The sequence below is a fragment of the Rhizobium sp. O111 genome, from assembly GCF_055616315.1.
This window is the reverse complement of record NZ_JBSHXL010000002.1, coordinates 1,251,538-1,273,246: the sequence shown is the minus strand read 5'-3', so window position 1 is coordinate 1,273,246 and position 21,709 is coordinate 1,251,538. Positions and strand designations below refer to the sequence as shown.

The window sequence follows — 21,709 nt, the reverse complement described above, 5'->3', positions numbered from 1 at the left end:
AAAGTCAATTTCACTTGATTTTGAGCGTTCTAGTCTTTAGTTCGCTATTCAATATTCATATTGAAGGGAATTATTGTGGCTGGCGCGGGAAATATAAGAGAAATCGACCAATTTGATCAACGCATACTTGAGGCGCTCGTCGCCGATGGCCGGATGTCGGTGACCGACCTCGCCAAACGCGTGGGCCTGTCCAACACGCCCTGCCAGGTCAGGCTCAAGCGGCTGATCGAGGATGGCTACATTCTCGGCTTCCGCGCCATCATCGACGTCAACAAGCTCGGCCGCAACCATGTGGCGTTTACCGAGGTGAAACTCTCCGACACCAGGGAGAACGCGCTGAACGCGTTCAACGTCGCGGTTCGCAAGCTGCAGGAAGTCGAGGAGTGCCACATGATCGCGGGCGCATTCGATTATCTGCTGAAGATACGCACGTCCGACATCGCCAATTATCGCCTCGTGCTGGGCGAGAAGATCTCCAGCCTTCCCTTCGTCGCCAACACATCGACCTTCGTTGCCATGGAAGCGATCAAGGAGAACGGCGCCTGATCGGCGGTCGATTGCGGGCTCTGGGCTCCTGTCATTTTGCGCGTGACAGCGGTCGGCTTCTCTGACAGAACAGACCCATTGAGAGACAGGGGCGTTTGCCGACGGCAGACTGAGAAGTACCCTTTGAACCTGAACCAGATAATGCTGGCGGAGGGAGTCGCTCGGACCCTTCGGCATTGCTATCAGGGTTCCCGCGTCTTGCCCCGCCCGAAAGGGGCATGATGAAAGACGACAGATCTCCCGGTTCGATGCTTGATGCCATGCGTGCGCAAAAGCCGCTCGTTCAGTGCATCACCAATTTCGTTGCGATGAACGTCGCCGCAAACGTGCTGCTCGCGGCCGGCGCGTCGCCAGCCATGGTGCATGCCGAGGAAGAAGCCGGCGAGTTCGCGGCCATCTCCGGCGCGCTGACTGTTAACATCGGCACGCTCTCGCCGAGCTGGATGAACGGCATGCGCGCCGCCGCCAGATCGGCGAATGCCAGCGCTAGGCCATGGGTTCTCGACCCCGTCGCCCACTATGCGACTGCCTTTCGCAGGCAAGCCGTCGCGGATCTGCTGGCGCTTCGCCCGACCATCATTCGCGGCAACGCCTCCGAGATCATCGCGCTCGCCGGTGGCGAGAGCCGGGGGCAGGGCGTCGACAGCCGTGATCCCGTGGAGCAGGCGGAAGCTGCAGCCAGCCATATCGCAAACAAGCATCAGGCCGTGGTCGCGGTAACGGGCGAGGTCGACTTTGTCACCGATGGCGCGCGCGCCTGCCGCATCGAGGGCGGCTCATCGCTGATGCCGCAGGTGACGGCGCTCGGTTGCTCGCTGACATGCCTCGTCGGCGCCTTCGCCGCGATCAGGCCGGATGCACCGTTTGAGGCGACAATATCAGCACTCGCCATGTTCGCCGTCGCCGGTGAAGACGCGGCGCGCGGTGCGGAGGGGCCGGGTTCATTCTCCTGGCGGTTTCTCGACGTCCTCGCGGCGACAGACGGCGCCGCGATCAACAACAATGCGCGGGTGCGGATGCTATGAAAGGGATCGATCTTTCGCTTTATCTCGTCCTCGATCCCGAGCTTTGCGCCGGCATCGGCATGGTCGAAACAGCAAGGCGCGCCGTTGCCGGTGGCGCGACGGTCGTGCAGCTGCGCGACAAGCATGCCTCCACCGCGCGCATGATCGAGACCGGCCTTGCTCTGAAGGAAGCGCTTGCCGGGACGGGCGCTTTGCTTGTCGTCAACGACGATGTCGAGGCGGCCATCGCGATCGGCGCCGATGGACTGCATGTCGGCCAGGACGATATGGTCGTGCGCGCCGCGCGCGAGCGCATCGGGCGCGGCATGATCCTCGGCCTGTCGGTGGAGACCGAGGCGCTCGCGGCTGCGGTCGATCCCGCATTGGTCGATTATGCCGGCATCGGGCCGGTCTTCGCGACGCCGACCAAGCCGGACCATAAGCAGCCGATCGGATTCGACGGTCTTGCACGTCTCGTCGCCGCCTGCCCGGTTCCCTCCGTTGCCATCGGTGGGCTGAAGCTTGCGCATGTCAGCGGTGTTTTTGCAGCCGGCGCCGACGGGATTGCTGTCGTCTCGGCAATTTGCGGCACGGCCGATCCTCGCGCCGCCGCCCGCGAGCTTTCAGAGGCAATTCAAGGGAGATCACGATGATCCGTAACGTTCTCTCCATCGCCGGATCCGATCCATCGGGCGGCGCGGGCATCCAGGCCGATCTCAAGGCGTTTGCCGCGCGGGGCGTCTATGGCATGGCGGCGCTCACCGCGTTGACCGCTCAGAATACGCAGGGCGTATCCGGCGTTCATCTTGTCCCGCCAGGCTTCGTGGCGGATCAGATCAGGGCCGTGTTCGCCGATGTCCGCGTCGATGCCGTCAAGATCGGCATGATCGCCAATGCCGAAATCGCCGATGCGGTCGCCGACGTTCTCAAGCTTCATACCGGCATCCCGATCGTGCTTGATCCTGTGATGGTGGCCAAGGGTGGTGCGAAGCTACTCGATCCCGCTGCGGTCGATGTGCTTCTGCGCAGGCTGCTGCCGCTTGCGACGCTCCTGACGCCCAATCTGCCTGAGGCAGCCGCGTTGCTGCGCACCGATCTGGTCGAGAGTCGCCGGGAGATGGGCGAGCAGGCCGAAGCGCTGCGCGCTTTGGGGGCCGCTGCCGTGCTTGTCAAAGGCGGTCATCTCAAGGGTGACCAGAGCCCCGATGTGCTGGCAACGGAAGACGGCCTCGCCTGGTTCGAGGCCGCCAGGATCCCGACCGCAAACACCCACGGCACCGGCTGCACGCTGTCGAGCGCACTTGCGGCCGAGCTTGCCAAGGGCGCGACGCTGCCACAGGCGGTGGCAGCCGCAAAGACCTATCTCGCCGGCGCGGTGGCTGCTGCCGGCACGCTCGACGTCGGCTCGGGACATGGCCCGGTCCAGCACTTTCACGAACTTTGGACGACAGCGGAAGGAGACGCGAAATGACATTGCCGATCAGTGAGCAGACGGTGATCGTAACCGGCGCCGCGCGCGGGCTCGGGGCGGCGATCGCAAGGGCTTTCGCCCGCGAGGGCGCGAAGGTGGCGATCAACTATCGCAACAGCCGGGAACAGGCCGAGGCGCTGGCGAAAAGCCTCGGCGAGCGGGCGCATGCGTTTCAGGCCGATATCCGCGACGGCGCGGCCGTGAGCGAGCTGGTGGCCGATGTTACCCGCAGGCTCGGATCGCCGACGACAGTCGTGCACAATGCGCTCGCCGATTTCAGCTTCAACGGCGACGCTCGCCCGAAACTCGGCGAGCTCAGCTGGGAAGAAATGACCGCGCAACTCGATACGGCGGTGAAGGGTGCTTTGAACCTCATCCAGGCAACGCGCCCGGTAATGGCCGCAGCCGGCTTTGGACGCGTTGTCACGATCGGCACCAATCTCTTCCAAAACCCGGTTGTTCCCTATCACGACTATACGGCGGCAAAGGGTGCATTGTTGTCGCTGACCCGCACCGCCGCTGCCGAACTCGGACCTGATGGGATCACCGTGAACATGGTCTCCGGCGGATTGTTGCGGACCACCGATGCCAGCGCCGGGACGCCCGAGGCGGTGTTCGATCTCGTTGCCGGCAGCACGCCGCTGCGCCGCGTGACGACGCCGGAAGAAGCCGCCGACGCCGTGCTGTTCTTCGCCAGCCCTTGGGCGCGGGCGGTTACCGGCCAGAACCTTATTGTCGATGGCGGCCTTGTTTTTGGCTGAACGTCACCGGGCTATCATCACGACTTGACCGCGCCTGCGGTCAAGCCGGCGATGATATGCTTCTGCGCCAGGAAGAAGACGATGACGGTCGGCATGATGGTCAGCGTAATGAAGGCGAGCACCAGCTGCCAGGCGGTGCCGAATTCGCCGCGGTAGACCATGATGCCGAGCGGCCAGGGGTACATCTTCTCCGAGTTCAGCATAATCAGCGGCAGGATGTAGCTGTTCCAGCTGCCGACGAAGGAGATGATGCTGACCGTCGCGATGATCGGTCGCGAAAGCGGCAGGCAGATATGCCAGAAGAAGCGCATGTAGCCGCAGCCATCGACCACCGCCGCCTGGAACAATTCTTCCGGGAGGTTGCGAAAATAATTCCGGAACAAGAGTATGCTCATGCCAAGCCCGAAGGCCACCTGCGGCAGCACCACGCCCCAGTATGTGTTGAGCAGCCCGAGATCGCGGATGCGGATGAAGAGCGGCAGAATGGCGGTCGCGGCCGGAAACATCAGCCCGATCAGGAAATAGTTCAGCAGGAAGTCGGCGCCGAAGAAGCGGACATGCGCGAAGGTGAAGGCCGCCATGGCCGATACCGATACGGTGAGGAAGACGGTGAGCGCGGCGATGAGCAGCGAGTTGACCATCTGCCGCCAGTAGCGATCGCCGAACAGGATATCGGTGTAATTTTCGGCATGCCATTCGACCGGCAGGCCGAATGGATTGGTGCGCAGGTCGCCGAGATCCTTGAAGCCGCCAAGCGCTGTGGTGACCAGCGGGATCAGGACGATGGCCGAGATGATGACCAGCGACGTGTAGAGATAGGCTTTGGTGCCGGCATTGAGCCGATCGGATGAAACGACGTCAGTCATGGCGCATGAATATCCGTTTGTAGCTGAAGGCGAGCGTGACGCAGATCAGGAAGAGCACGACGCCGACCGCACTTCCGAGCCCGACCTGCATGCGGGCGACGCCGAAGTTGAACAGGAAGGTCACCATCGTCTGCGTGGCGTTGAAGGGGCCGCCGCCCGTCAGAGGCATGATGAGGTCGAACAGCTGCAGCGAGCCGACGACAGCGAAAAAGACGGAGAGACGCACCGTCGATCCCAGCAACGGCAGGGTGATGTAGCGGAACCGCTGCCAGCCGCTGGCGCCATCGATTTCGGCGGCCTCCAGCACGCTCTTGTCGAGCGATTGCAGCCCGGCGATGAACAGCATCATGTGGAAACCGAAGTATTTCCAGACGATGACGCCGAGCACCGCGTACATCGCCAGATCCTTGTCGGCCAGCACATAGGGCGTCTCGACGCCGAGCAGATGAGCGATAGACGCGAAGAGCCCGTAGTCACCGTCATAAACGAAGCGCCAGATCAGGCCGGCCGCGACATCGGCGAGCACGTAGGGCAGGAAGAAAATCAGCCGGAAGACAACCACACCGGCGATGCGGTGCGCCAGCATCATCGCCAGCCAGATGGCGAGCGGAATCTGGATCGCGATCGAGATCACCATGATCATCGCGTTGTTTTTCAACGCGGTAAGGAAGGCGCCGTTCTTGAACAGAAGCTCAAAGTTGCGCATGCCGACATATTGCGTCGGCAGACCATAGCCGTCCCATTTGTAAAGGCTGTACCAGGCAGCCTCGCCCATCGGCAGGATCACGAAGATCGAGAACAGCAGAAGCGCCGGCGGCAGGAAAAGCAGCAGTACGGGCAGGCGGCCGGCAACGGCCGGATGTTTGCGCCGGGCGGACTGGGTGGCCGGTATGCGCGCGGGTCTGATTGCGGCGGCGGCGCTGACATTGGCCATGGGGACCTCACATTCCAGACATCAAATTGCGGCGCGAGAGTATGTCCCGCGCCGCGATGGTCTTGATCAGAACTGATCCTGCTCGAAGGCGTCCTGGATCTGCTGGGCGCCATCGGCAGGCGTCATCTGTCCGGAGACGATGGCGACCGACACGTCGTTGACGACCCGGCCGACCGAGGGGCCGAGATCCTGGTCGAAGAAGTTCTGGTGCCATGTGGAATGCGCCAGCTGTTCGGCGGATTCATGCAGCAGCGGGTTGGTCACGCCATCTTCGGCGCCAACCGCGACCGGGATGATCATGCCGGCCTTGGCCATAGTCCGCTCGTTCTCGGCATTGGTAAGGTAGGCGAGGAAGTCGAGCGTTTCCGGCGGCGCCTTCTTGGTGACGGCCCAGCCGTTCAGACCGCCCAGCGTGTCGGTAACGGCACCGGCGCCGCCTGTGACGGCCGGGAAGGCGAAGCGGCCGATATTGTCGGGGTTCAGACCCTTCTTGTCACCGGCATTGGTGCGCTGGTTGGCCTCGGTGTTCTGGAAGCCGAGGATCATCGCCGCCTTGCCGTCGCCAAAGACGCCGAGCGTCTGCGGCCATGTGGCGCCGAGGTAGCCGGGCTGGAATGGCTCAAGCTTGCCGAGTTCGGCGAGCTGCTCGCCGGCCTTGATCATCGCCGGGTCGTTGAAGCCTTCACCCTGGCCATTCTTGGCCGCATCGAAGACCTGCTGGCCGCCGTTGCGCATCACCAGATAGCTCCAGTAGAAATGGATCGGCCACTTCTCGCCGCCACCGCCTGCGATCGGCACGATGCCGGCGTCCTTGATCTTCTTGACCGCGGCCAGATAGTCATCCCAGGTCTTGATCGTTGTCGCATCGACGCTGGCCTTGGCGAACAATTCCTTGTTGTAGAAGAAGGATACGGTGCCGACGGCATAGGGGACCGCGCCGATCTTGCCGTCATAGCTGAGGCCCTTGACGGAGGCCGGGTTGTAGGTCTTCAACCACGCGCCATCCTTGGCGTCCATCGCCTCGCTGAGATCGAGCAGGGCGCCCGTCGCGAGCTGCTGTTTCAGGACGCCGCCGCCCCAGCTGTAGAAAAGATCAGGCGCATCGCTGGACTGCAGAAGCGTCGGTAACTTCGCCTTAAAGGCCTCGTTTTCGAGGAACTGCATCTCCACCTTCGTGCCCGGATGCTCGGCCTCGTAATTCTTGACGATCTGCTGCCAGACGCCGAGATAGGTCGGGTCGATTTCGAGATGCATCCACTTGATTGTCGTGTCGGCAGCGGCAGTGCCGGCGGCGATCAGAAGCGCCAGAGCGGTCGCGGTCGAGCGGACAAAGGCACGACTATTGAACAGGGCTTTCGCCCTTTGATGATTGAACATAAGGTCTCCTCCTCAAGGGAAAATCGTCCTCTACAATTTTGTCCCTTATGCGGATTAAATGATCGGCAGCTTTGCCGGAATGTCAACTCCCTTGGTTGATTTTGGCAAATTAGCCTTGACAGAGGGCTGAATCTCCACGTTATTTAATTCGCATTCCGACAAAAATACCGATCCGCGTCGGCGGTCGCCAGAAGAGCCGTGCACGAATAGATGAAGACCGCAGACCCGGAATTGATGCGCGCGATCAATCGCCTGAACGTGCTCGACACGGTTCGCCGACATGGGCCGATCGCGCGTGTCGAGATCAGCGAGCGCACGCAGCTGTCGACTACCACGGTGTCGGCCATCACCGCCTCGCTGCTGGATGATGGGCTGATCCTGCCGCGCCACGAAGGCGATATCCGCAACGAAGCGGCGCGCGGCCGCCCACGCGTCATGCTGGAGCTCAATCCGGATGCGGCGCGTGTCGTGGGCGCCAAGATCGCGGCCAGTCGCATGGTCTTCGTCGTCACCGATTTTCGCGGCGACGTGCTCTCGAACCTCACCCTGCCCATCCGGATCGATCGCCAGCCGATCGCAGTCATCGCCGATCTGGTCGAGGATGGCGTGCGGCGCTGCGTCGTCGATGCCGGCCTGTCGCTGGAGGATGTCGATACCGTCTGCCTCAGCCTGCCGGGTGTCATCGAGCATCGGACCGGCCATATCCGCAGCAGCCCGATCTTTCGGGACGTTAATGTCGATTTCGCCGCCGAGATGACTGCTAGGCTGAACACCTCGACGATCGTCGAAAGCGACGCGCATGCCATCACGCTGGCGCATCACTGGTTTGGCAAGGCGCGCGACCTGGAAGACATGGTGCTGATCTCGCTCGAGCAGACGCTCGGGCTCGGCGTACTCCATGGCAACCAGCTGTTTCGCGGCGCCGGCGGCCTTAGCCACAATCTCGGCGATCTCGTGCTTGGCATGGGGCCGCGCGGCATCGTGCGGCTGTCGAGCCAGGCAGGCGAGAGCGAAATTCTGGGCGAGCAGCCGGCGGGTGGGCGATTTGCAGAGGCGATCCGGCTCGGGCGCGGCATGGCGCATGCGCAGGCCTTGATCAAGGCAGAAGACAACGCGCTGATCAGCGCGGCGATCCGGGCGGGGGAGGCTGTCGGCGTCGCGGTTGCCAATATCGTGACGCTCTTCGCGCCGCCGCGCGTCATCCTGGTCGGCTCCAGCCTGGCGCTTGGCGAGCCTTTCCTGGAGAGCCTGCGCAATGCCTACGCGCTTGCCATCCCACCCTCGCTCAAGGGCGTCGCGGAACTCGTCTTCGACGATTCCAGCGACGACTTCTGGGCACAGGGGGCTGCGGCCGTCGCCCTCTACGAACTCTACGAGTCGCCGTGGAACACCACGGGCCCGGCACTCTGACGCTTTCAGAACCAAAATCTATGGGAGGAAATCATGGATAAAGTCGGCATAGGCATCATCGGATGCGGCAACATATCGGGCGCGTACCTGAAGGCCATGGCGTCTTTCCCCATTCTCGACATCAGGGGTGTGGCGGATCTCAACAGCGAACTCGCGCAGGCAAAGGCGGCTGAGTTCAACGTGCCGGCCAGAAGCGTTGACGAACTCTTCGCCGATCCCTCGATCGAGATCATCGTAAATCTGACCATTCCGAAGGCGCACGTTGCCGTCGGCCTGCAGGCGCTTGCCGCCGGCAAGCACACCTATTCGGAAAAGCCGCTCGGCATCAACTTCGCCGAAGGCAAGCAGCTGGCCGAAGCCGCCAAGGCGAAGGGCCTGCGCATCGGCGCGGCACCCGACACCTTCCTCGGCGGCGGCCACCAGACGGCGCGGGCGCTGATCGACCAGGGCGTGATCGGCCAGCCGGTGGGCGGCACGGCCACCTTCATGTGCCCCGGCCACGAGCGCTGGCACCCCAATCCCGCCTTCTACTACGAAGTTGGCGGCGGGCCGATGCTGGATATGGGGCCATATTACATCACCGATTTGGTCAATCTGTTCGGACCGGTGGCGCAGGTGGCGGGCTTTGCCGTTACGCCGCGCAAGGAACGCGTGATCACCAGCGAGCCGCGAAACGGCGAGCATATCCCCGTGCATGTGCCGACCCATGTGTCCGGCCTGATGGCCTTTGCCAATGGCGCCGTCGTTCAAATCGGCATGAGCTTCGACGTCGCGGGCCACAAGCACGTGCCGCTTGAAGTCTACGGGACCGAGGGAACGCTGATCGTGCCCGATCCCAATCACTTCGGCGGTGAGGTGGAGTTGCTGCGAAAGGGCGGTGCCTTCGAAAGCCAGCCGCTGACGGCGCCCTATGCCGATGGAAACTACCGGTCGATCGGTGTCGCCGATCTCGCCTATGCGATCCGTGAGAACCGGCCGCACCGCGCGAACGGCAGCCTGGCGCTGCACGTGCTGGAGGTCATGGAAGCGTTCCAGACCGCATCCGACACCGGCCGTACCGTGGCGATATCAACGCAGACGGAAAGACCGGCGCCGATCTCGGAATCCCTCGTCGACGGACGTCTGGGCAAGTAATTATTGAGGAGGAAATTTAATGCGTGAAGCACTGATCGTTTGGGGCGGATGGAGCGGCCACGAGCCGCAGGAATGCGCCGCCATCGTCAAGGACATACTCGAGGAAGACGGCTTCAAGGTCTATGTCGAGCATACCACCGAGGCGTTCGCCGACCCTTCCGTTCACGACCTTTCGCTCGTCGTGCCGATCGTGACCATGTCGAAGATCGAGAAGGAGGAGATCAAGAACCTTGCGGCCGCGATCGAAGGCGGTGTCGGTCTGGCCGGCTATCATGGCGGAGCCGGCGACAGCTTCCGCGAATGCGTGGAATACCAGTTCATCGTCGGCGGCCAGTGGGTTGCGCATCCCGGCAACATCATCGACTACAGGGTCAACATTACCCGCCCCGATGATCCGGTCATGGAAGGCATTGCCGATTTCGACTACACGTCGGAGCAGTATTACATGCACGTCGACCCATCCAACGAGGTGCTGGCGACGACGACCTTTACCGGCGATCATGCCTATTGGATCGATGGCGTGGTGATGCCGGTTGCCTGGAAGCGGAAGTACGGAAAGGGACGCGTCTTCTATTCCTCGCTCGGGCATCAGGCCAAGGAGTTTTCCGTGCCGGAAATGCGCACCATCTTCCGCCGGGGTGCCAACTGGGCGGCACGCTGAGCTCGCGCGAAATAGGTAGTAGCACGCGGTTGGAAACTATCCGGCCGCGCGCTATTTCTTCATGGTATTCAACGTGAAGGAGTTTCCAGCATGCGCAAGCTTCTCGCAGTCACCTCAATCGTCATCATGGGCTTTGCCGGCAGTGCATTCGCGCAGATGAACATGGGCATGGACAGCAGCGGCCGGTTTGACGGCTCTGCACCGCTTGGAACCGGTCCGCAGGACGAGCAGTCTAGCGGCCTTTCCATTCCTCTCGATTCGCTTGAGACTGGAAGCACTGCGGGCTCGGCACCGGTCCAGTGGACGCGCTGCCCGCCGCACCAACGCAATGCTGCCAACCGCAAGTCCACAAATCCGGCCTGCATCAACGGCCAGTGATCCGACCGGTGCCTGGCTTACAGCCTCGTGTTTGCGTTTCGTTGGCGCGATCTTTTGTGCTAGTGGGGCGGCTCAACGCGAGGCCTAAGACATGCTGCCCTGGATTCAGCTCGATTCCGCTCAAATTCCCGGTGAGGCCGGCGAGCTGCGCCTGAAGCAGCGCGGCAGCGAATTTTCGATCATGCTCGGATCGAACGAGCTGATGAACAGCCGCCTCTCCGGCTCCGAGGAGGCGCTCGCGACGCTCTCCTATGACAAGCTCAAGGGGCGTCCGCGACCGAGCATCCTGATCGGCGGTCTCGGCATGGGTTTCACGCTGCGCGCTGCACTCGCCGTCGTGCCCAAGGACGCGACTATTGTCGTCGCCGAACTGGTGCCTGCCGTCGTCAGCTGGGCGAGGGGGCCGATGGCCGAGGTGTTCAAGGGATGTCTCGATGACCCTCGCGTCGACATTCATCAGGGGGATGTCTCCGAGCTCATTCGCGCGAGCCGGGCAAAATTCGACGCCATCCTGCTTGATGTCGACAACGGGCCGGATGGACTGACCCGTCAATCGAACGATGGGCTTTACGACTTCGCCGGGCTGAAGGCCGCCCGCGAGGCTTTGCGTCCCGGTGGCGTGCTCGCCGTCTGGTCATCCGGTCCCGACGCCAGCTTCACGCGCAGGGTGCGCGACAGTGGCTTTGTGGTCGAGGCCGTCAATTCGCGCGCCAACGGAAAACGCGGCGGCGCGCGCCACGTCATCTGGCTGGCACAGAAGAAGTAACTCAGCCGGCCTGTCCCTTGCGGGCCGTGGCGATGGCGTTCGCGGCGCCAGCGCGAAGCTGTTGCGTGTCCGCGCCCGCGATAACAAGATCGAAGCCCATCTTCAGCAGTTGCCCGGCGCGCTCGCCATTGCTGCCGAAGATGCAGGCGAACTTGCCATGCGCACGGCAGCGATCGAGCAGCTGCTTCAGCACGACATCCATCTCCGCCGTATCGGGCGCCAGCTTTGCGCCGTTCGATAGCGCGATGGAAAGGTCCGATGGGCCGATAAAGATGCCGTCGATGCCATCAACGCTGAGAATGTCGTCGGTAGCATCGAGCGCTGCCCGGGTCTCGATCATGGCGATCGCGACGGTCTCCATGTTTGCTGTCGCCAGGTAGGTCGTGGCAGCGAGGCCGGTATGGTTCATCGCCAGCGTCGGCCCCCAGCTGCGCTCGCCGAGTGGCGGATACTTGGTCGCCTTGACCAGGGCATGCGCATCCGCAACCGAATTGATCATCGGCGCGATAATTCCGGAAGCGCCGGCATCGAGCAGCCGCGAGGCCGTCGACAAGTCGCCAACGGGAATACGCGCCATCACCGGCTTGCCGGCCAGCCTGCCCTGCCCAATGCCGTTGGCGGCCGACACCATGTCCCACACGCCATGCTGCATATCGAGCACGACCGCATCGAAGGCTTCCTGCGAGAGATGATTGACGAAGAGCGGATCGGGTATGCCGATCCAGGCCGAAATCAGACCACCGCTTTCGCCCGACCTGAGGCGTTTCGAAAAGTCGTTGATCGCAGTTGAACCAGGCATGCCAGTCTCCTTCCGCAGCTCAGCCCGTGGCGCGCTGCTCATCTTGGTGGAATTGTTCGATAAAGGCCTTCTGAAGAAGGATGCCGTCCCATTCGTCGGGGAAGAAGGGCGAATCGTAGATCAGCGTGTAGGGGCCGGCATATCCGGCCTGTCGGCAGGCCTCCAGGCACTTGCCGTAGTCCTGGGTGTCCATGCCCGATGCGGTGTAGTTGGCCTTGGCGTGGCAGATCTCGGCGCGGCGCATGATGTCCGCCAGACCGGCATATTTGTCCGGCGCCGACCAGTTGCCGAGATCGCCGTTGAGGCCGACCTTGCCGGCGAGATCGTCAAGCAGCCAGTTCATTTCTCGCGGCGACGGCAGGAGGTCGAACCAGTTTTCGGTGACGACACGAATGCCGCTCTCCTCGGCCTGCTCCGCCAGCCATGAGAGATGTCCCGACGAGCGCGCGAGGTTCTCGTCGCTCGGCTGCTGTTTTCCCGCAATGACGCGCATGTTCCTCGCGCCAAGCGCCGTTGCGATCTCGATCCAGCCGGCGATCCAGCGGATATCGCGCTCGGCCGTCTCGGGGTTGCTCGGGTCGCCGTCTTCGACCAGCAAAGTCTGAAGCATGACGCCGGACTGATCGAGGGCTGCGCGCAGCCGCCGTAGATAGTCCGCGTCGAGGCTCGGCAGATGGAAGGAGCAGATCTCCAGCCTGTGGATGCCGCGATCGGCAAGCTGGCGCGGAACGTCGATCAGCTCGACGCTGCCGGGGCCGTAAGGCTCCTGCGGTGCCGCGCTCTTGGCCGGATCTGGACTATAGGGATAGACCGCGCCCAGCGCCCGGTGCAGCGACCACGTGGAGACGGCGAACCGCCCGTTCTCGATATCCTCGATCATTCCATTCCTCCTCCTCGTTTCCACCCTATCTAGGCAGCAACGTCTTGGAATTTCAAACGGAATCTCCCGTGATCACAGCTTCCGCCGAAAGGCTGGCGGCAAGCAGCGCCTCGTCGCGGCCGGCGGTCGCCGAAAGCAACAGGCCGACCGGCATATCCGCGTCGCCGGTCCCGCAGGGGATTGAAACGCCGCACCAGTCGAGGAAATTGCCGAGCATGGTGTTGCGCAAGGTCTTGCCATTGGTCGCGAAGAAAAGATCGTCGTTTGCCTCCAGCGCGGCGATCGGCGGCGCGACATGGGCGACGGACGGATAAGCAACGAGGCTGTCACCGACCATGCGGTTGACCTCCGCGATCAGTCGCTCGCGTGCTTCGATAATGGCGATGTAGTCGGGCATGGTGATCGTCTGGCCAAGGCGGGTGCGCTGCACGACGCGGTGGTCCATTTGATCCGCTTCCGGCCCGGCCAGACGTTCGCGATGAAGCGCGAAGGCTTCCGCGGTCACCAGGCTACCGTATTTGCCCATGAGGGCGAGAATCTCGTCGAAGGCCGGGATGGTGACGCGGGTGATCGACGCACCCTCGGCGATCAGCCACCCCACGCCTTGCTCGAAGGCGGCGACGACGCCGGCCTCGGCGCCATCGAATACGACATTATCAGGAATGACCACATCCAGCTGCCGAAGCGAGCTCGGGGTGATGGTGGGAGCGGCGGTCAGGCCACGCATGGCCGCATCGACCCAGATCGCGTCCTGAACGGTGCGGCAAAGGGGGCCGAGCGAATCCAGGCTTTTCGCCAGCGGGAAGACGCCGCCCATTGCGTAGCGTCCGCGCGTTGCCTTGTAGCCGACGACGCCATTGAAGGCGGCGGGGATGCGGACCGATCCGCCGGTGTCGGTGCCGATCGCGACCGGAACGAGGCCTGCCGCAACGGCGGCACCCGCGCCGGAGGAGGATCCGCCGGGAATACGTGGCTCATCCTTGCCGCGCGGATTGTGCGGCGTGCCGTAGTGCGGGTTTATGCCAAGGCCGGAAAAAGCGAATTCGCTCATGTTGGTGCAGCCAACGGCGACCATGCCGGCCTGGGCGAGCGAGCTCACGACCGCGGCGTCGTCTTCTGCCACGGGGGCGTCCCGCAGCACCTTGGAGCCGGCCGTCGTCGCGCGCCCCTTGATGTCGAACAGGTCTTTCCAGGCAACGGGAATGCCCTCAAGCAACCCGCGCGACCGGCCAGCCTTCAGCCGCGCCGAGGACGCCTTGGCCTCTTTAAGCGCGCGGTCGGCCAGCAGTTCGGTGAAGATCGACTGATCGGGGTGCGCCTCGATACCTTCAAGCACCGCCTCGGTAACCTCGACCGGATCGGCGGCACCATTCTGGATGAGAACGGAAAGTTGCGCGATCGACATCGCCCCAAATGATTTCGTCATGTCAGTGTCCGTGGTCTGGATGAATACCCGACCTAAGCCGAATTTCCTCGAAGTGCCAAGCCCTTGAAGCCAGATCAAACCGATTGGTTCGATTTTATGAACACTGAGTTTGCGTATCCGGCCTTCAACCGTGGCGGTTGCCACCACATATGGGGAATGCGCGAAAGACGCCACGGGTCGAGGGATGTTGTAAGCACCTCGCGCGGATTTCAGGAGCAAGACAATGAGAGATGTAGACAGCTGGAGCGCCCCTCGCGGCGACACGGTCCATCATCATGCAACGGACGAAGAGTTGGACGGTATGGGCGAGCGCGAATACGTGGAACACATCAAGGCAACCAGCCGACCATCGGTGTCGGAGCGGTTTATGATCGTTGGAGCCCTGCTGGTTCTTGGTGCGGCGGGGTATGTCGCGCATATGAACACCTCGACGGCATCGGCCGTTGATTTGGCCCCCGTCGGGGCGATCTCGGATTCCGGCCCGTCGCTGGATTATTGCCGGGAGCATAGCCCGTATCCAGACAAGTCCTGCTGAGGACTTCCAGCTTAGACTGGAGAAACGGTGATCGTGACTTAGTTCTAGTCGGGGGAGGGCATCATGTCCGGTGATATCGACTACGATCTCGATCGCTTTATCGACGCTCAAAACGGTGTCTACGATCGCGCGCTTGCAGAGCTCAGGAATGGCCGCAAGCGTTCGCACTGGATGTGGTTCATCTTTCCGCAGATGGCAGGTCTCGGCACCTCCTCAATGGCTGAGAAATATGCGATCCGCTCGGCCGGCGAAGTCTCGGCTTATCTCGCCGATCCCATTCTTGGCGCCCGCCTGTTGCGCTGCGTCGGCGCGGTGTTATCGATCGATGGAAAATCCGCGCATGAGGTTTTCGGCTCTCCCGATGATCACAAGCTCCGATCGTCGATGACGCTTTTCGCAGCGGTCAGCGATCACGGGTCACCCTTCCATCGGGTGATAGACCATTTCTATGACGGAGCTTTCGATCATCGCACGATCGAACTGCTCGATGCAGGCCGATAACCCACGGCACTAGCCAACGCGGGAATGTTCGAGCGTGTCGATTTCCGCCGAGATTTCCTCGATCCTTGAGCGCAACTCACGATCAGTGCCGTCGTTGAGATCCTCGTCCCCGAAGCAATCGCGCGCGTCATAGAGTTCAAGCTTGGCTTCAAGCTCCGCCCGTTTGGCATACAGGCGTTGGAGATAAATGTAGTTCATCTTCTCGCTCAACCGTGTTTCCACATCTGGTTGAAAACGAGTTGCCCTCATGAAAGTTCCAAGCTTAGAGACCAGCGGTCAGGCAAACGCCGCAACAGCGGCGTTGCACGCCTTGGAGAAGTGGCCGCAACAGTTGTCCTTGCCCATCGACTGACGGGTGACGCGGGCGCCTTCGAGAAGCAGGGTCAGCGTGTCGGCCAGCAGCTGCGGTTCACGCGCGCCGGCGGCGAGACAGAGCGCCTCGAGCCTGTCACGCTGCTCCGCCTTATGGCGTTCGATGACGCTATAGGCCGGGTGTCCTTCGCCCTTGAGCTCGATTGCGGCGTTCGCCAGATCGCAGCCGACTTGGTCGCCGCAAAGGCTCTGCGTCCTGAGCTCGATCCAGGCAAGCAGCTGGGCGCGGGCATCGTCGGGATGCGTGGCCTCCAGTTCGCGCCAGATCGCCTCGGCCTTTTCGGAGGCGCGGCGCAGTGTTTCGCATACCAGCTCGTCCTTCGATCCGAAGTGCCGGTAGAGCGTCATCTTGTTTGTGAGAGCGCCTTCGGCGATGGCATCGACGCCGATGCCACGGATCCCGTGCTCACGAAAAAGCTCCGCCGCGGTCGAAACGATACGCTCCCTAGGAGGGATCTTTTCATCAGTGCCTGCAGGCAGAAGAGCTGTCGAAGTTTTTGATTTTTCTGCGGACAATGTCCTTGACATCCATGTGACCGATCGGTAACAAATGCATTGTTACTTACCGGTAACACCACTTTTCGCGGAAGTCAATTGCCGAGAGGGCAACGCGGCCGAAGTGGAACACGGGCGACCGCCCACGAAAGGAGGACTGAGCCATGAGAAAGACCAGAGACGACCTGACGATATCCGAAGCCCTTCGTGATCCCCTGATCGCCATGGTGATGCGCGCCGATGGCGTGAAGCTTGAAGATTTCAAGCGGCTCCTGGAGACTGCGGCGGTAAAGCGCGAACAGCGCGCCAATCCGGTCAAGAAATTCATCGACGTCATCAAGAGCAATCCGGCCGCAATCTGCAGCTATTGCTAACGCCTTGGGCTTCCCTGCCCCCCGAAAGCCGTCGCCACATTGGCGGCGGCTTTTTTGTTTTTGGCGATCCACGCTGATGCCGAAAATCGCGCGGTGCGTCTGCATAAAAAAACGGAGCCTTTCGGGCTCCGTTCTCTAAGCGATACAGGTCAGAATTCAGACCATTCCGGCTCTTGCTTGAGCGCGGCGTTTCCGCGAAACGCGTTGGTCAACTTCTGGCCAAGCTGCCGTGCCGGCGAGGCAACGGGGCCGTGGCTGGCGGTTGTCGCCGCAGGCTTGGCAAAACTCGGGCGTCCCTGGCTCGCAACGGCGCCCCCGTCCAGCTTGAACTGCGCCATGAGCTGAGACAGCGCCATGGCTTCATGCGCGAGGCTGTGGCTCGCCGCGGTCGTTTCCTCGACCATGGCGGCATTTTTCTGCGTGCCTTCGTCCATGGTGTTCACGGCCGTGTTGATCTCCTGCAGGCCGAGGGACTGCTCGCGCGAGGCTTCGGCGATCGCGTGAACATGTCGGTTGATCTCCTGCACTTCGGCGACGATCGCATCGAGAGCCTTGCCGGCCTCGCCGACCAGCTCCACGCCGGACTCGACCTGCGAACCCGAGGCGGTGATCAGCGCCTTGATCTCCTTGGCGGCGCGCGCCGAACGCTGTGCCAGTTCACGCACTTCCTGGGCGACGACCGCGAAGCCCTTGCCTGCCTCACCGGCACGGGCGGCTTCCACGCCGGCATTGAGGGCGAGAAGGTTGGTCTGGAACGCGATATCGTCGATCACGCCGATGATGTTGCTGATCTCGTTCGAGGACTGCTCGATCAGGTGCATCGCGGTGACGGCGTTGCGCACGACTTCGCCGGAGCGTTCGGCTGCTTCGCGCGTCTTGGCGACAAGCTGGCTGGCGTCGCTTGCGCGCCCTGCGGCATCCTTGACCGTCGTCGTGATCTCTTCCAGCGCTGCAGCGGTTTCCTCAACGGAGGCTGCCTGCTGCTCTGTACGCTTGGAAAGGTCGTCGGCGGAGGCGCGGATCTGGCTCGACCCTGCACTGATGGCGCTCGCATTGGCGCCAACGGCCTGCAGCGCGTTATTCAGCTTGGAGATCGCGGCGTTGAAGTCCTGGCGAAGCGTATCGAGGTCACCGGTGAACGGCGTGTCGATGCGGCAATTCAGATCGCCATCGGCGAGATTGCCCAGCGCGCCGCCAAGCGCCTTGACTGCTCGCTGCAGGTTGGCCGCCTCATTGGCCTTCTCCGCTTCGCGCTCAAGGCGTTCGCTCTCGCTCATCGAGCGGGTGGCTTCCGCCTGCTGCTCGATGCGCATGCGATCGATCGCATTGGTCCGGAACACGGCAACCGCTGCAGCCATCTGTCCGATCTCGTCGCGTCGATCAAGACCGTCAACCTCTTTTCCGGTCTCGCCGGAAGCAAGCGTTTCCATGCGCTCGCGAAGTTTCGCCATCGGTGTCGTCACACCCTTCTGGGCGATAACCATGGCAAAGGCGATTGCCGCGATAACGCCAAACGTAATGCCGACAAGGGTGTAGAAGATGGTAGAGGAAACGGAAGCCGAGAGCTGGCTGCCTCCCTGTTCCAGCAGATCTGCCATTGCCTTGTTGTTGGCGCCAAACTTGGGCGACAGGCCAATGATCGTATCATCTAGCTTTGTGGAAAGCTGTTGCGTCTGCTCCGCGTTTCCGGCGGCGTGCGCAGCAAGAAGCTGATCGCCGAGCGACTTCAGGCCATCGGCGCCGGCAAGCAGTTCGTCGATCGCGCTCTTGCGGCTGGGGACGAGCTCGGACACCTGCGCGAGGCGCTTGCGCGCGCCGTCGAATTCCGTGGCAAAACGCTTGGAGATATTGTCGAAAGCGGGGGAACCGGGCTGCTGCGCGACAGCGCGGCTCAGCCATGTCGTGGATGTCCAGATGCCTGCTGCCGCGCGGGCGCTGAAGGTCGCCGCTTGGCTCTCGTTCTGAAGAAAGCCGGTATACTGCTGATTGGCCGCGCTGAACTTGTCGGTGAGGTACAGCAGGCCTGCCATGGAAACGAGGCCGAGCATGGCAATAGCCATAAGGAATTTGGTTTTTATCTTCAGGTTTTTCAACATGAGGCACCTTGGAAATCGTGGTGAAATGGCATCAGGCCGCCTGCGGTCGAGGGGACCTCGATCGCAAGAAAAAATGACATCAGAAAACGGTGAGACAACGCATCATGCGCAAAACATCGGGGAGACATCCACGATATTGTGGCTTCAACCTAGGCGCTTATCATTAAAGAAATCTGACCTTGCCAAGCCAAGCGAATAGAATCGACAGTAGAGATGCGTTTTGTCAAAGCATGTCTGTGTGAAAGCATAAGCATATATATATGCTGTCTAATTTTCCGTCATGTTATTGACGGTGTTCTGGTCACGGCTGATTAACCAGTCGGCTGAATGACCTAAAAGTGTCATTGCGGCACACGTATAGGTCAACATACATGAGCGCGCGGTCACGATTTTGATCGCAGCCCGCGAGCCCGTGGGTCCTTTTGACACAAATCATATTGAGGATGCTTAGTGGTTTACACACGCCGCAACGTCATTGCCATGTCCGGAGCCGCGCTGGCAGGCGCCGTTCTGCCGAAGGTCGCAGCCGCACAGTCGATCGGCTTCACCCCATCGCCAATCTACCCGGATCCGGCCATTCAGGTTCTCGACCCTAGCTTTGCCAAATATCGCGTCGCCAGCTCTTCGCTGGAACAGGTCGCCACCGGCGCACGCTGGCTGGAAGGCCCTGTCTGGTTCGGCGATGGTCGCTATCTTCTCGTCAGCGACGTGCCGAACAACCGGGTCATGAAATACGACGAGACCAACGAGACCTGGAGTGTCTTCAACCCGAATTCGAACTATTCGAACGGTCATGCCCGCGACATGCAGGGCCGGCTTTTGTCGTGCGAGCACCTGACGCGCCGCGTCACCCGCACCGAATATGACGGCTCGATCACGGTCCTCGCCGATAATTACAAGGGCAAGAAGCTCAACTCGCCGAACGACATCGTCTGCAAGTCGGACGGTTCGATCTGGTTCACCGACCCGACCTTCGGCATTGCCGGTGAATGGGAAGGCGACAAGGCCGAACCGGAACTGCCGCATTCGGTCTATCGCATCTCGCCGGATGGGAAGCTCAGCCTCGTCACCGACGAGCTGAAGGGTCCGAACGGCCTCGCCTTCTCGGAAGACGAGAAGAAGCTCTATATCGTCGAAGGCCGTGCACAGCCCTATCGCATCGTCTGGTCCTACGACGTCGCCAAGGATGGCTTTTCGCTTTCCAACAAGAAGGCGCTGATCACCGCCGACGACAATGGCGGCCTCGACGGCTTCAAGGTCGATGTCGACGGCAACCTGTGGTGCGGATGGGGCTCTTCGGGTGCGGCCGGCGCCAAGCCGGAAGATCTCAACGGCGTGAAGATCTTCAACAAGGCCGGCAAGGCAATCGGCTTCATCAAGCTGCCGGAACGCTGCCCGAACCTCGTCTTCGGCGGGCCGAAGAAGAACCGCCTCTACATGGCTTCCAGCCATTCGGTCTACGCGCTCTATGTCGAGACGCGCGGCGCCGGCTGATTAAAATTCGAGCCGCCGCGATTGTCGCGGCGGCTCGAACAATTCTTCGACCTCAGATGATGCCGCCGCTGCCGCCCATGGACGCCGGGCGCTCCGCTGCAACCTTCTTGCGATAGCCGCTGGCGCGATAGGTTGCGACCGGATCGATAGCGCCGCCGGCGCGGCGACGAGCCTCCGCCAGGATCGGTTCGACATCGGTGCGATAGCCGCGCTTCAGTGTCTCTGTCGCCATCAAGGCGTCGTTCTCATCCTGGAAACCTGCCAGCGCCTTGCGGTCGACGATCAGGGCCTGCGCATAGGCGCGGCGGATTTCGTTGGCGCTGTTGATCAGGCTTTCGATCGGATCGGTCACGTTATGCGACTGGTCGATCATGTGGGCGGGGTTGAAGTCGTTGACGCCGCGCTGCTCGGCCTCGACCAGCTCGTTGAATACGAGGAACAGTCGGTAAGGCTCGATCGAACCAGCGTCGAGGTCGTCGTCACCATACTTCGAGTCGTTGAAGTGGAAGCCGCCGAGCTTGCCGAACTGGATCAGCCGGGCAACGATCATCTCGATATTGGTGTTCGGCGCATGGTGGCCGAGGTCGACGAGGCAATGCGCCTTCGGGCCGAGCGTCTGGGCGATCAGATAGTTGGTGCCCCAGTCCTGCACGACCGTCGAGTAGAAGGCCGGCTCGTACATCTTGTGCTCGGAAAACAGCTTCCAATCGTCGGGCAGCGCCTTGTAGATATCGGCCATCGAGGCGAGGTAGCGTTCGAAGGAGCGGGTGAAGTTGCTCTGGCCGGGGAAGTTCGAGCCGTCGCCGACCCAGACGGTCAGCGCCTTGGAGCCGATCGCCTTGCCGATCTCGATGCACTCGATGTTGTGCTCGACGGCCTGTGCACGCGTTGCCGCGTCGGTGTGGCTGAGCGAACCATACTTGTAGGAATGGGCCTGGCCGGGTGCGTCGGAAAAGGTGTTTGAGTTCATCGCGTCGAAACCGAGGCCGAGCTGATCGCCCTTTGCCTTCAATTCCTTGACGTCGGTCTTGTCCCACGGAATGTGGAGCGAGACGTTTGGTGTCGCGCGGGTCAACTCGTTGATGACGGAGCAATCGTCCAGCTTGTCGAAGATCCCGCGCGGCTCGCCAGTGCCGGGGAAGCGGGCAAAGCGCGTGCCGCCGGTGCCAACGCCCCAGGATGGAACGGCGACGAAGAACTCGGAGACGCGGCGCGTGATCGCTTCAATGTCCACGCCACGGCGCGAAAGATTGGCGCCAAGCGCTTCGTAATCGGATTTGAGCGCAGATGCGCGCTTGTCATTCTCTTGCGCGATCACATCCTGCGCGATTTTGCTTTCGGCCATCAGTTCCTCCCTCTTCGCATCGAACCAAGCGGCTCCTGTCCGCGTTTCGATGCGTGAAATACCTAAATCAATAACGAGGCGACC

The 21,709-nt window shown here is 61.9% G+C and carries 24 protein-coding genes and 1 riboswitch; of the genes, 14 read left to right on the top strand and 10 right to left on the bottom strand.

The window, feature by feature from the left end:
* Positions 1-75: 75 nt before the first annotated feature.
* From ACVTFQ_RS25440 to ACVTFQ_RS25420, 5 genes are all read left to right on the top strand, one after another.
* A complete protein-coding gene (locus ACVTFQ_RS25440) occupies positions 76-546 on the top strand; it encodes an Lrp/AsnC family transcriptional regulator (RefSeq protein ID WP_047504963.1) in 471 nt (156 codons plus the stop codon).
* A 77-nt stretch (positions 547-623) separates the two neighbouring features.
* A riboswitch (TPP riboswitch) is annotated at positions 624-719 on the top strand.
* Positions 720-767: 48 nt separating this feature from the next.
* A complete protein-coding gene (gene thiM, locus ACVTFQ_RS25435; RefSeq protein ID WP_113177507.1) occupies positions 768-1,571 on the top strand; it encodes a hydroxyethylthiazole kinase in 804 nt (267 codons plus the stop codon).
* Positions 1,568-2,203, top strand: coding sequence for a thiamine phosphate synthase (thiE, locus tag ACVTFQ_RS25430; protein ID WP_113177445.1), 636 nt, complete (start codon positions 1,568-1,570; stop codon positions 2,201-2,203). The genes thiM and thiE overlap by 4 nt, the downstream gene beginning before the upstream one ends.
* Entirely contained in the window at positions 2,200-3,021 is an 822-nt protein-coding gene (gene thiD, locus ACVTFQ_RS25425; RefSeq protein ID WP_113177446.1) for a bifunctional hydroxymethylpyrimidine kinase/phosphomethylpyrimidine kinase, read from the top strand. The genes thiE and thiD overlap by 4 nt, the downstream gene beginning before the upstream one ends.
* The gene (locus tag ACVTFQ_RS25420) at positions 3,018-3,782 is read left to right on the top strand and encodes a 3-oxoacyl-ACP reductase (RefSeq protein ID WP_113177447.1); all 765 of its coding nucleotides are present in this window, start codon (positions 3,018-3,020) and stop codon (positions 3,780-3,782) included. Before thiD ends, ACVTFQ_RS25420 begins: the two co-directional genes overlap by 4 nt.
* A gap of 17 nt (positions 3,783-3,799) precedes the next feature.
* Here ACVTFQ_RS25420 and ACVTFQ_RS25415 read toward each other — a convergent pair whose 3' ends face one another.
* From ACVTFQ_RS25415 to ACVTFQ_RS25405, 3 genes are all read right to left on the bottom strand, one after another.
* A complete protein-coding gene (locus ACVTFQ_RS25415) occupies positions 3,800-4,648 on the bottom strand; it encodes a carbohydrate ABC transporter permease (protein WP_113177448.1) in 849 nt (282 codons plus the stop codon).
* Positions 4,641-5,582 carry a carbohydrate ABC transporter permease gene (locus ACVTFQ_RS25410; RefSeq protein WP_047504975.1) on the bottom strand — a complete coding sequence of 314 codons (942 nt, stop codon included), beginning with the start codon at positions 5,580-5,582 and terminating at the stop codon, positions 4,641-4,643. Before ACVTFQ_RS25410 ends, ACVTFQ_RS25415 begins: the two co-directional genes overlap by 8 nt.
* Positions 5,583-5,648: 66 nt before the next feature.
* On the bottom strand, positions 5,649-6,959 hold the full coding sequence (locus ACVTFQ_RS25405) for an extracellular solute-binding protein (protein ID WP_113177449.1): 1,311 nt from the start codon (positions 6,957-6,959) through the stop codon (positions 5,649-5,651).
* Positions 6,960-7,169: 210 nt separating this feature from the next.
* Between ACVTFQ_RS25405 and ACVTFQ_RS25400 the strand changes: the two genes are divergently transcribed.
* The 5 genes from ACVTFQ_RS25400 to ACVTFQ_RS25380 all read left to right on the top strand — a co-directional run bounded on the left by ACVTFQ_RS25400 (position 7,170) and on the right by ACVTFQ_RS25380 (position 11,308).
* On the top strand, positions 7,170-8,369 hold the full coding sequence (locus ACVTFQ_RS25400; RefSeq protein ID WP_113177450.1) for an ROK family transcriptional regulator: 1,200 nt from the start codon (positions 7,170-7,172) through the stop codon (positions 8,367-8,369).
* A 33-nt stretch (positions 8,370-8,402) separates the two neighbouring features.
* Positions 8,403-9,503 (top strand): Gfo/Idh/MocA family protein, encoded by a 1,101-nt coding sequence (locus ACVTFQ_RS25395; RefSeq protein WP_113177451.1) that lies wholly within the window; start codon positions 8,403-8,405, stop codon positions 9,501-9,503.
* Between the two features lie 19 nt (positions 9,504-9,522).
* The gene (locus tag ACVTFQ_RS25390) at positions 9,523-10,164 is read left to right on the top strand and encodes a ThuA domain-containing protein (RefSeq protein WP_112818794.1); all 642 of its coding nucleotides are present in this window, start codon (positions 9,523-9,525) and stop codon (positions 10,162-10,164) included.
* A gap of 90 nt (positions 10,165-10,254) precedes the next feature.
* On the top strand, positions 10,255-10,542 hold the full coding sequence (locus tag ACVTFQ_RS25385; RefSeq protein ID WP_112949977.1) for a hypothetical protein: 288 nt from the start codon (positions 10,255-10,257) through the stop codon (positions 10,540-10,542).
* A 91-nt stretch (positions 10,543-10,633) separates the two neighbouring features.
* Positions 10,634-11,308 (top strand): spermine/spermidine synthase domain-containing protein, encoded by a 675-nt coding sequence (locus ACVTFQ_RS25380; protein WP_113177452.1) that lies wholly within the window; start codon positions 10,634-10,636, stop codon positions 11,306-11,308.
* Position 11,309: 1 nt separating this feature from the next.
* Here the strand turns inward: ACVTFQ_RS25380 and ACVTFQ_RS25375 are convergent, their stop codons facing one another.
* From ACVTFQ_RS25375 to ACVTFQ_RS25365, 3 genes are read right to left on the bottom strand one after another with little or no spacing between them, the layout of a single operon-like run.
* Complete coding sequence (locus tag ACVTFQ_RS25375; RefSeq protein ID WP_113177453.1) at positions 11,310-12,107, bottom strand: aldolase/citrate lyase family protein; 798 nt, start codon at positions 12,105-12,107, stop codon at positions 11,310-11,312.
* A 19-nt stretch (positions 12,108-12,126) separates the two neighbouring features.
* Positions 12,127-12,987, bottom strand: a complete 861-nt coding sequence (locus tag ACVTFQ_RS25370; RefSeq protein WP_470424156.1) for a sugar phosphate isomerase/epimerase family protein — start codon at positions 12,985-12,987, stop codon at positions 12,127-12,129.
* Positions 12,988-13,039: 52 nt separating this feature from the next.
* Entirely contained in the window at positions 13,040-14,413 is a 1,374-nt protein-coding gene (locus tag ACVTFQ_RS25365) for an amidase (RefSeq protein WP_113177454.1), read from the bottom strand.
* A gap of 223 nt (positions 14,414-14,636) precedes the next feature.
* Here ACVTFQ_RS25365 and ACVTFQ_RS25360 point away from each other — a divergent pair, with 223 nt between their 5' ends.
* Both ACVTFQ_RS25360 and ACVTFQ_RS25355 read left to right on the top strand, forming a co-directional pair.
* Positions 14,637-14,948, top strand: coding sequence for a hypothetical protein (locus ACVTFQ_RS25360; protein WP_018896541.1), 312 nt, complete (start codon positions 14,637-14,639; stop codon positions 14,946-14,948).
* Positions 14,949-15,011: 63 nt separating this feature from the next.
* On the top strand, positions 15,012-15,449 hold the full coding sequence (locus ACVTFQ_RS25355) for a DUF1810 domain-containing protein (RefSeq protein ID WP_113177455.1): 438 nt from the start codon (positions 15,012-15,014) through the stop codon (positions 15,447-15,449).
* A 9-nt stretch (positions 15,450-15,458) separates the two neighbouring features.
* Here ACVTFQ_RS25355 and ACVTFQ_RS25350 read toward each other — a convergent pair whose 3' ends face one another.
* Together ACVTFQ_RS25350 and ACVTFQ_RS25345 are read right to left on the bottom strand one after the other, a co-directional pair.
* Complete coding sequence (locus ACVTFQ_RS25350; RefSeq protein WP_113177509.1) at positions 15,459-15,647, bottom strand: hypothetical protein; 189 nt, start codon at positions 15,645-15,647, stop codon at positions 15,459-15,461.
* A gap of 78 nt (positions 15,648-15,725) precedes the next feature.
* Positions 15,726-16,349, bottom strand: coding sequence for a TetR/AcrR family transcriptional regulator (locus tag ACVTFQ_RS25345; protein ID WP_026282638.1), 624 nt, complete (start codon positions 16,347-16,349; stop codon positions 15,726-15,728).
* Positions 16,350-16,480: 131 nt separating this feature from the next.
* On the opposite strand from ACVTFQ_RS25345, the gene ACVTFQ_RS25340 reads away from it, so the two are divergent.
* Complete coding sequence (locus ACVTFQ_RS25340) at positions 16,481-16,690, top strand: hypothetical protein (RefSeq protein ID WP_047505010.1); 210 nt, start codon at positions 16,481-16,483, stop codon at positions 16,688-16,690.
* A gap of 149 nt (positions 16,691-16,839) precedes the next feature.
* On the opposite strand, the gene ACVTFQ_RS25335 is transcribed toward ACVTFQ_RS25340, so the two are convergent.
* Positions 16,840-18,786 carry a methyl-accepting chemotaxis protein gene (locus ACVTFQ_RS25335; protein ID WP_113177456.1) on the bottom strand — a complete coding sequence of 649 codons (1,947 nt, stop codon included), beginning with the start codon at positions 18,784-18,786 and terminating at the stop codon, positions 16,840-16,842.
* 450 nt (positions 18,787-19,236) lie between these two features.
* On the opposite strand from ACVTFQ_RS25335, the gene ACVTFQ_RS25330 reads away from it, so the two are divergent.
* Complete coding sequence (locus ACVTFQ_RS25330; RefSeq protein WP_113177457.1) at positions 19,237-20,280, top strand: SMP-30/gluconolactonase/LRE family protein; 1,044 nt, start codon at positions 19,237-19,239, stop codon at positions 20,278-20,280.
* Between the two features lie 52 nt (positions 20,281-20,332).
* Here the strand turns inward: ACVTFQ_RS25330 and rhaI are convergent, their stop codons facing one another.
* Positions 20,333-21,625, bottom strand: coding sequence for an L-rhamnose catabolism isomerase (gene rhaI, locus ACVTFQ_RS25325; protein ID WP_113177458.1), 1,293 nt, complete (start codon positions 21,623-21,625; stop codon positions 20,333-20,335).
* Positions 21,626-21,709: the final 84 nt, after the last annotated feature.

Excerpts from the sequence above, each read along its gene's own strand:
- ACVTFQ_RS25335 (WP_113177456.1), bottom strand. The coding sequence starts at position 18,786 with ATGTTGAAAAACCTGAAGATAAAAACCAAATTCCTTATGGCTATTGCC.
- ACVTFQ_RS25375 (WP_113177453.1), bottom strand. The coding sequence starts at position 12,107 with ATGCCTGGTTCAACTGCGATCAACGACTTTTCGAAACGCCTCAGGTCG.
- thiE (WP_113177445.1), top strand. The coding sequence starts at position 1,568 with ATGAAAGGGATCGATCTTTCGCTTTATCTCGTCCTCGATCCCGAGCTT.
- ACVTFQ_RS25360 (WP_018896541.1), top strand. The coding sequence starts at position 14,637 with ATGAGAGATGTAGACAGCTGGAGCGCCCCTCGCGGCGACACGGTCCAT.
- thiD (WP_113177446.1), top strand. The coding sequence starts at position 2,200 with ATGATCCGTAACGTTCTCTCCATCGCCGGATCCGATCCATCGGGCGGC.
- ACVTFQ_RS25380 (WP_113177452.1), top strand. The coding sequence starts at position 10,634 with ATGCTGCCCTGGATTCAGCTCGATTCCGCTCAAATTCCCGGTGAGGCC.
- ACVTFQ_RS25405 (WP_113177449.1), bottom strand. The coding sequence starts at position 6,959 with ATGTTCAATCATCAAAGGGCGAAAGCCCTGTTCAATAGTCGTGCCTTT.
- ACVTFQ_RS25340 (WP_047505010.1), top strand. The coding sequence starts at position 16,481 with ATGAGAAAGACCAGAGACGACCTGACGATATCCGAAGCCCTTCGTGAT.
- ACVTFQ_RS25370 (WP_470424156.1), bottom strand. The coding sequence starts at position 12,987 with ATGATCGAGGATATCGAGAACGGGCGGTTCGCCGTCTCCACGTGGTCG.
- ACVTFQ_RS25365 (WP_113177454.1), bottom strand. The coding sequence starts at position 14,413 with ATGACGAAATCATTTGGGGCGATGTCGATCGCGCAACTTTCCGTTCTC.
- ACVTFQ_RS25345 (WP_026282638.1), bottom strand. The coding sequence starts at position 16,349 with ATGTCAAGGACATTGTCCGCAGAAAAATCAAAAACTTCGACAGCTCTT.
- ACVTFQ_RS25410 (WP_047504975.1), bottom strand. The coding sequence starts at position 5,582 with ATGGCCAATGTCAGCGCCGCCGCCGCAATCAGACCCGCGCGCATACCG.
- ACVTFQ_RS25355 (WP_113177455.1), top strand. The coding sequence starts at position 15,012 with ATGTCCGGTGATATCGACTACGATCTCGATCGCTTTATCGACGCTCAA.
- ACVTFQ_RS25415 (WP_113177448.1), bottom strand. The coding sequence starts at position 4,648 with ATGACTGACGTCGTTTCATCCGATCGGCTCAATGCCGGCACCAAAGCC.
- ACVTFQ_RS25390 (WP_112818794.1), top strand. The coding sequence starts at position 9,523 with ATGCGTGAAGCACTGATCGTTTGGGGCGGATGGAGCGGCCACGAGCCG.
- ACVTFQ_RS25420 (WP_113177447.1), top strand. The coding sequence starts at position 3,018 with ATGACATTGCCGATCAGTGAGCAGACGGTGATCGTAACCGGCGCCGCG.
- ACVTFQ_RS25395 (WP_113177451.1), top strand. The coding sequence starts at position 8,403 with ATGGATAAAGTCGGCATAGGCATCATCGGATGCGGCAACATATCGGGC.
- rhaI (WP_113177458.1), bottom strand. The coding sequence starts at position 21,625 with ATGGCCGAAAGCAAAATCGCGCAGGATGTGATCGCGCAAGAGAATGAC.
- ACVTFQ_RS25350 (WP_113177509.1), bottom strand. The coding sequence starts at position 15,647 with ATGAACTACATTTATCTCCAACGCCTGTATGCCAAACGGGCGGAGCTT.
- ACVTFQ_RS25400 (WP_113177450.1), top strand. The coding sequence starts at position 7,170 with ATGAAGACCGCAGACCCGGAATTGATGCGCGCGATCAATCGCCTGAAC.
- thiM (WP_113177507.1), top strand. The coding sequence starts at position 768 with ATGAAAGACGACAGATCTCCCGGTTCGATGCTTGATGCCATGCGTGCG.
- ACVTFQ_RS25385 (WP_112949977.1), top strand. The coding sequence starts at position 10,255 with ATGCGCAAGCTTCTCGCAGTCACCTCAATCGTCATCATGGGCTTTGCC.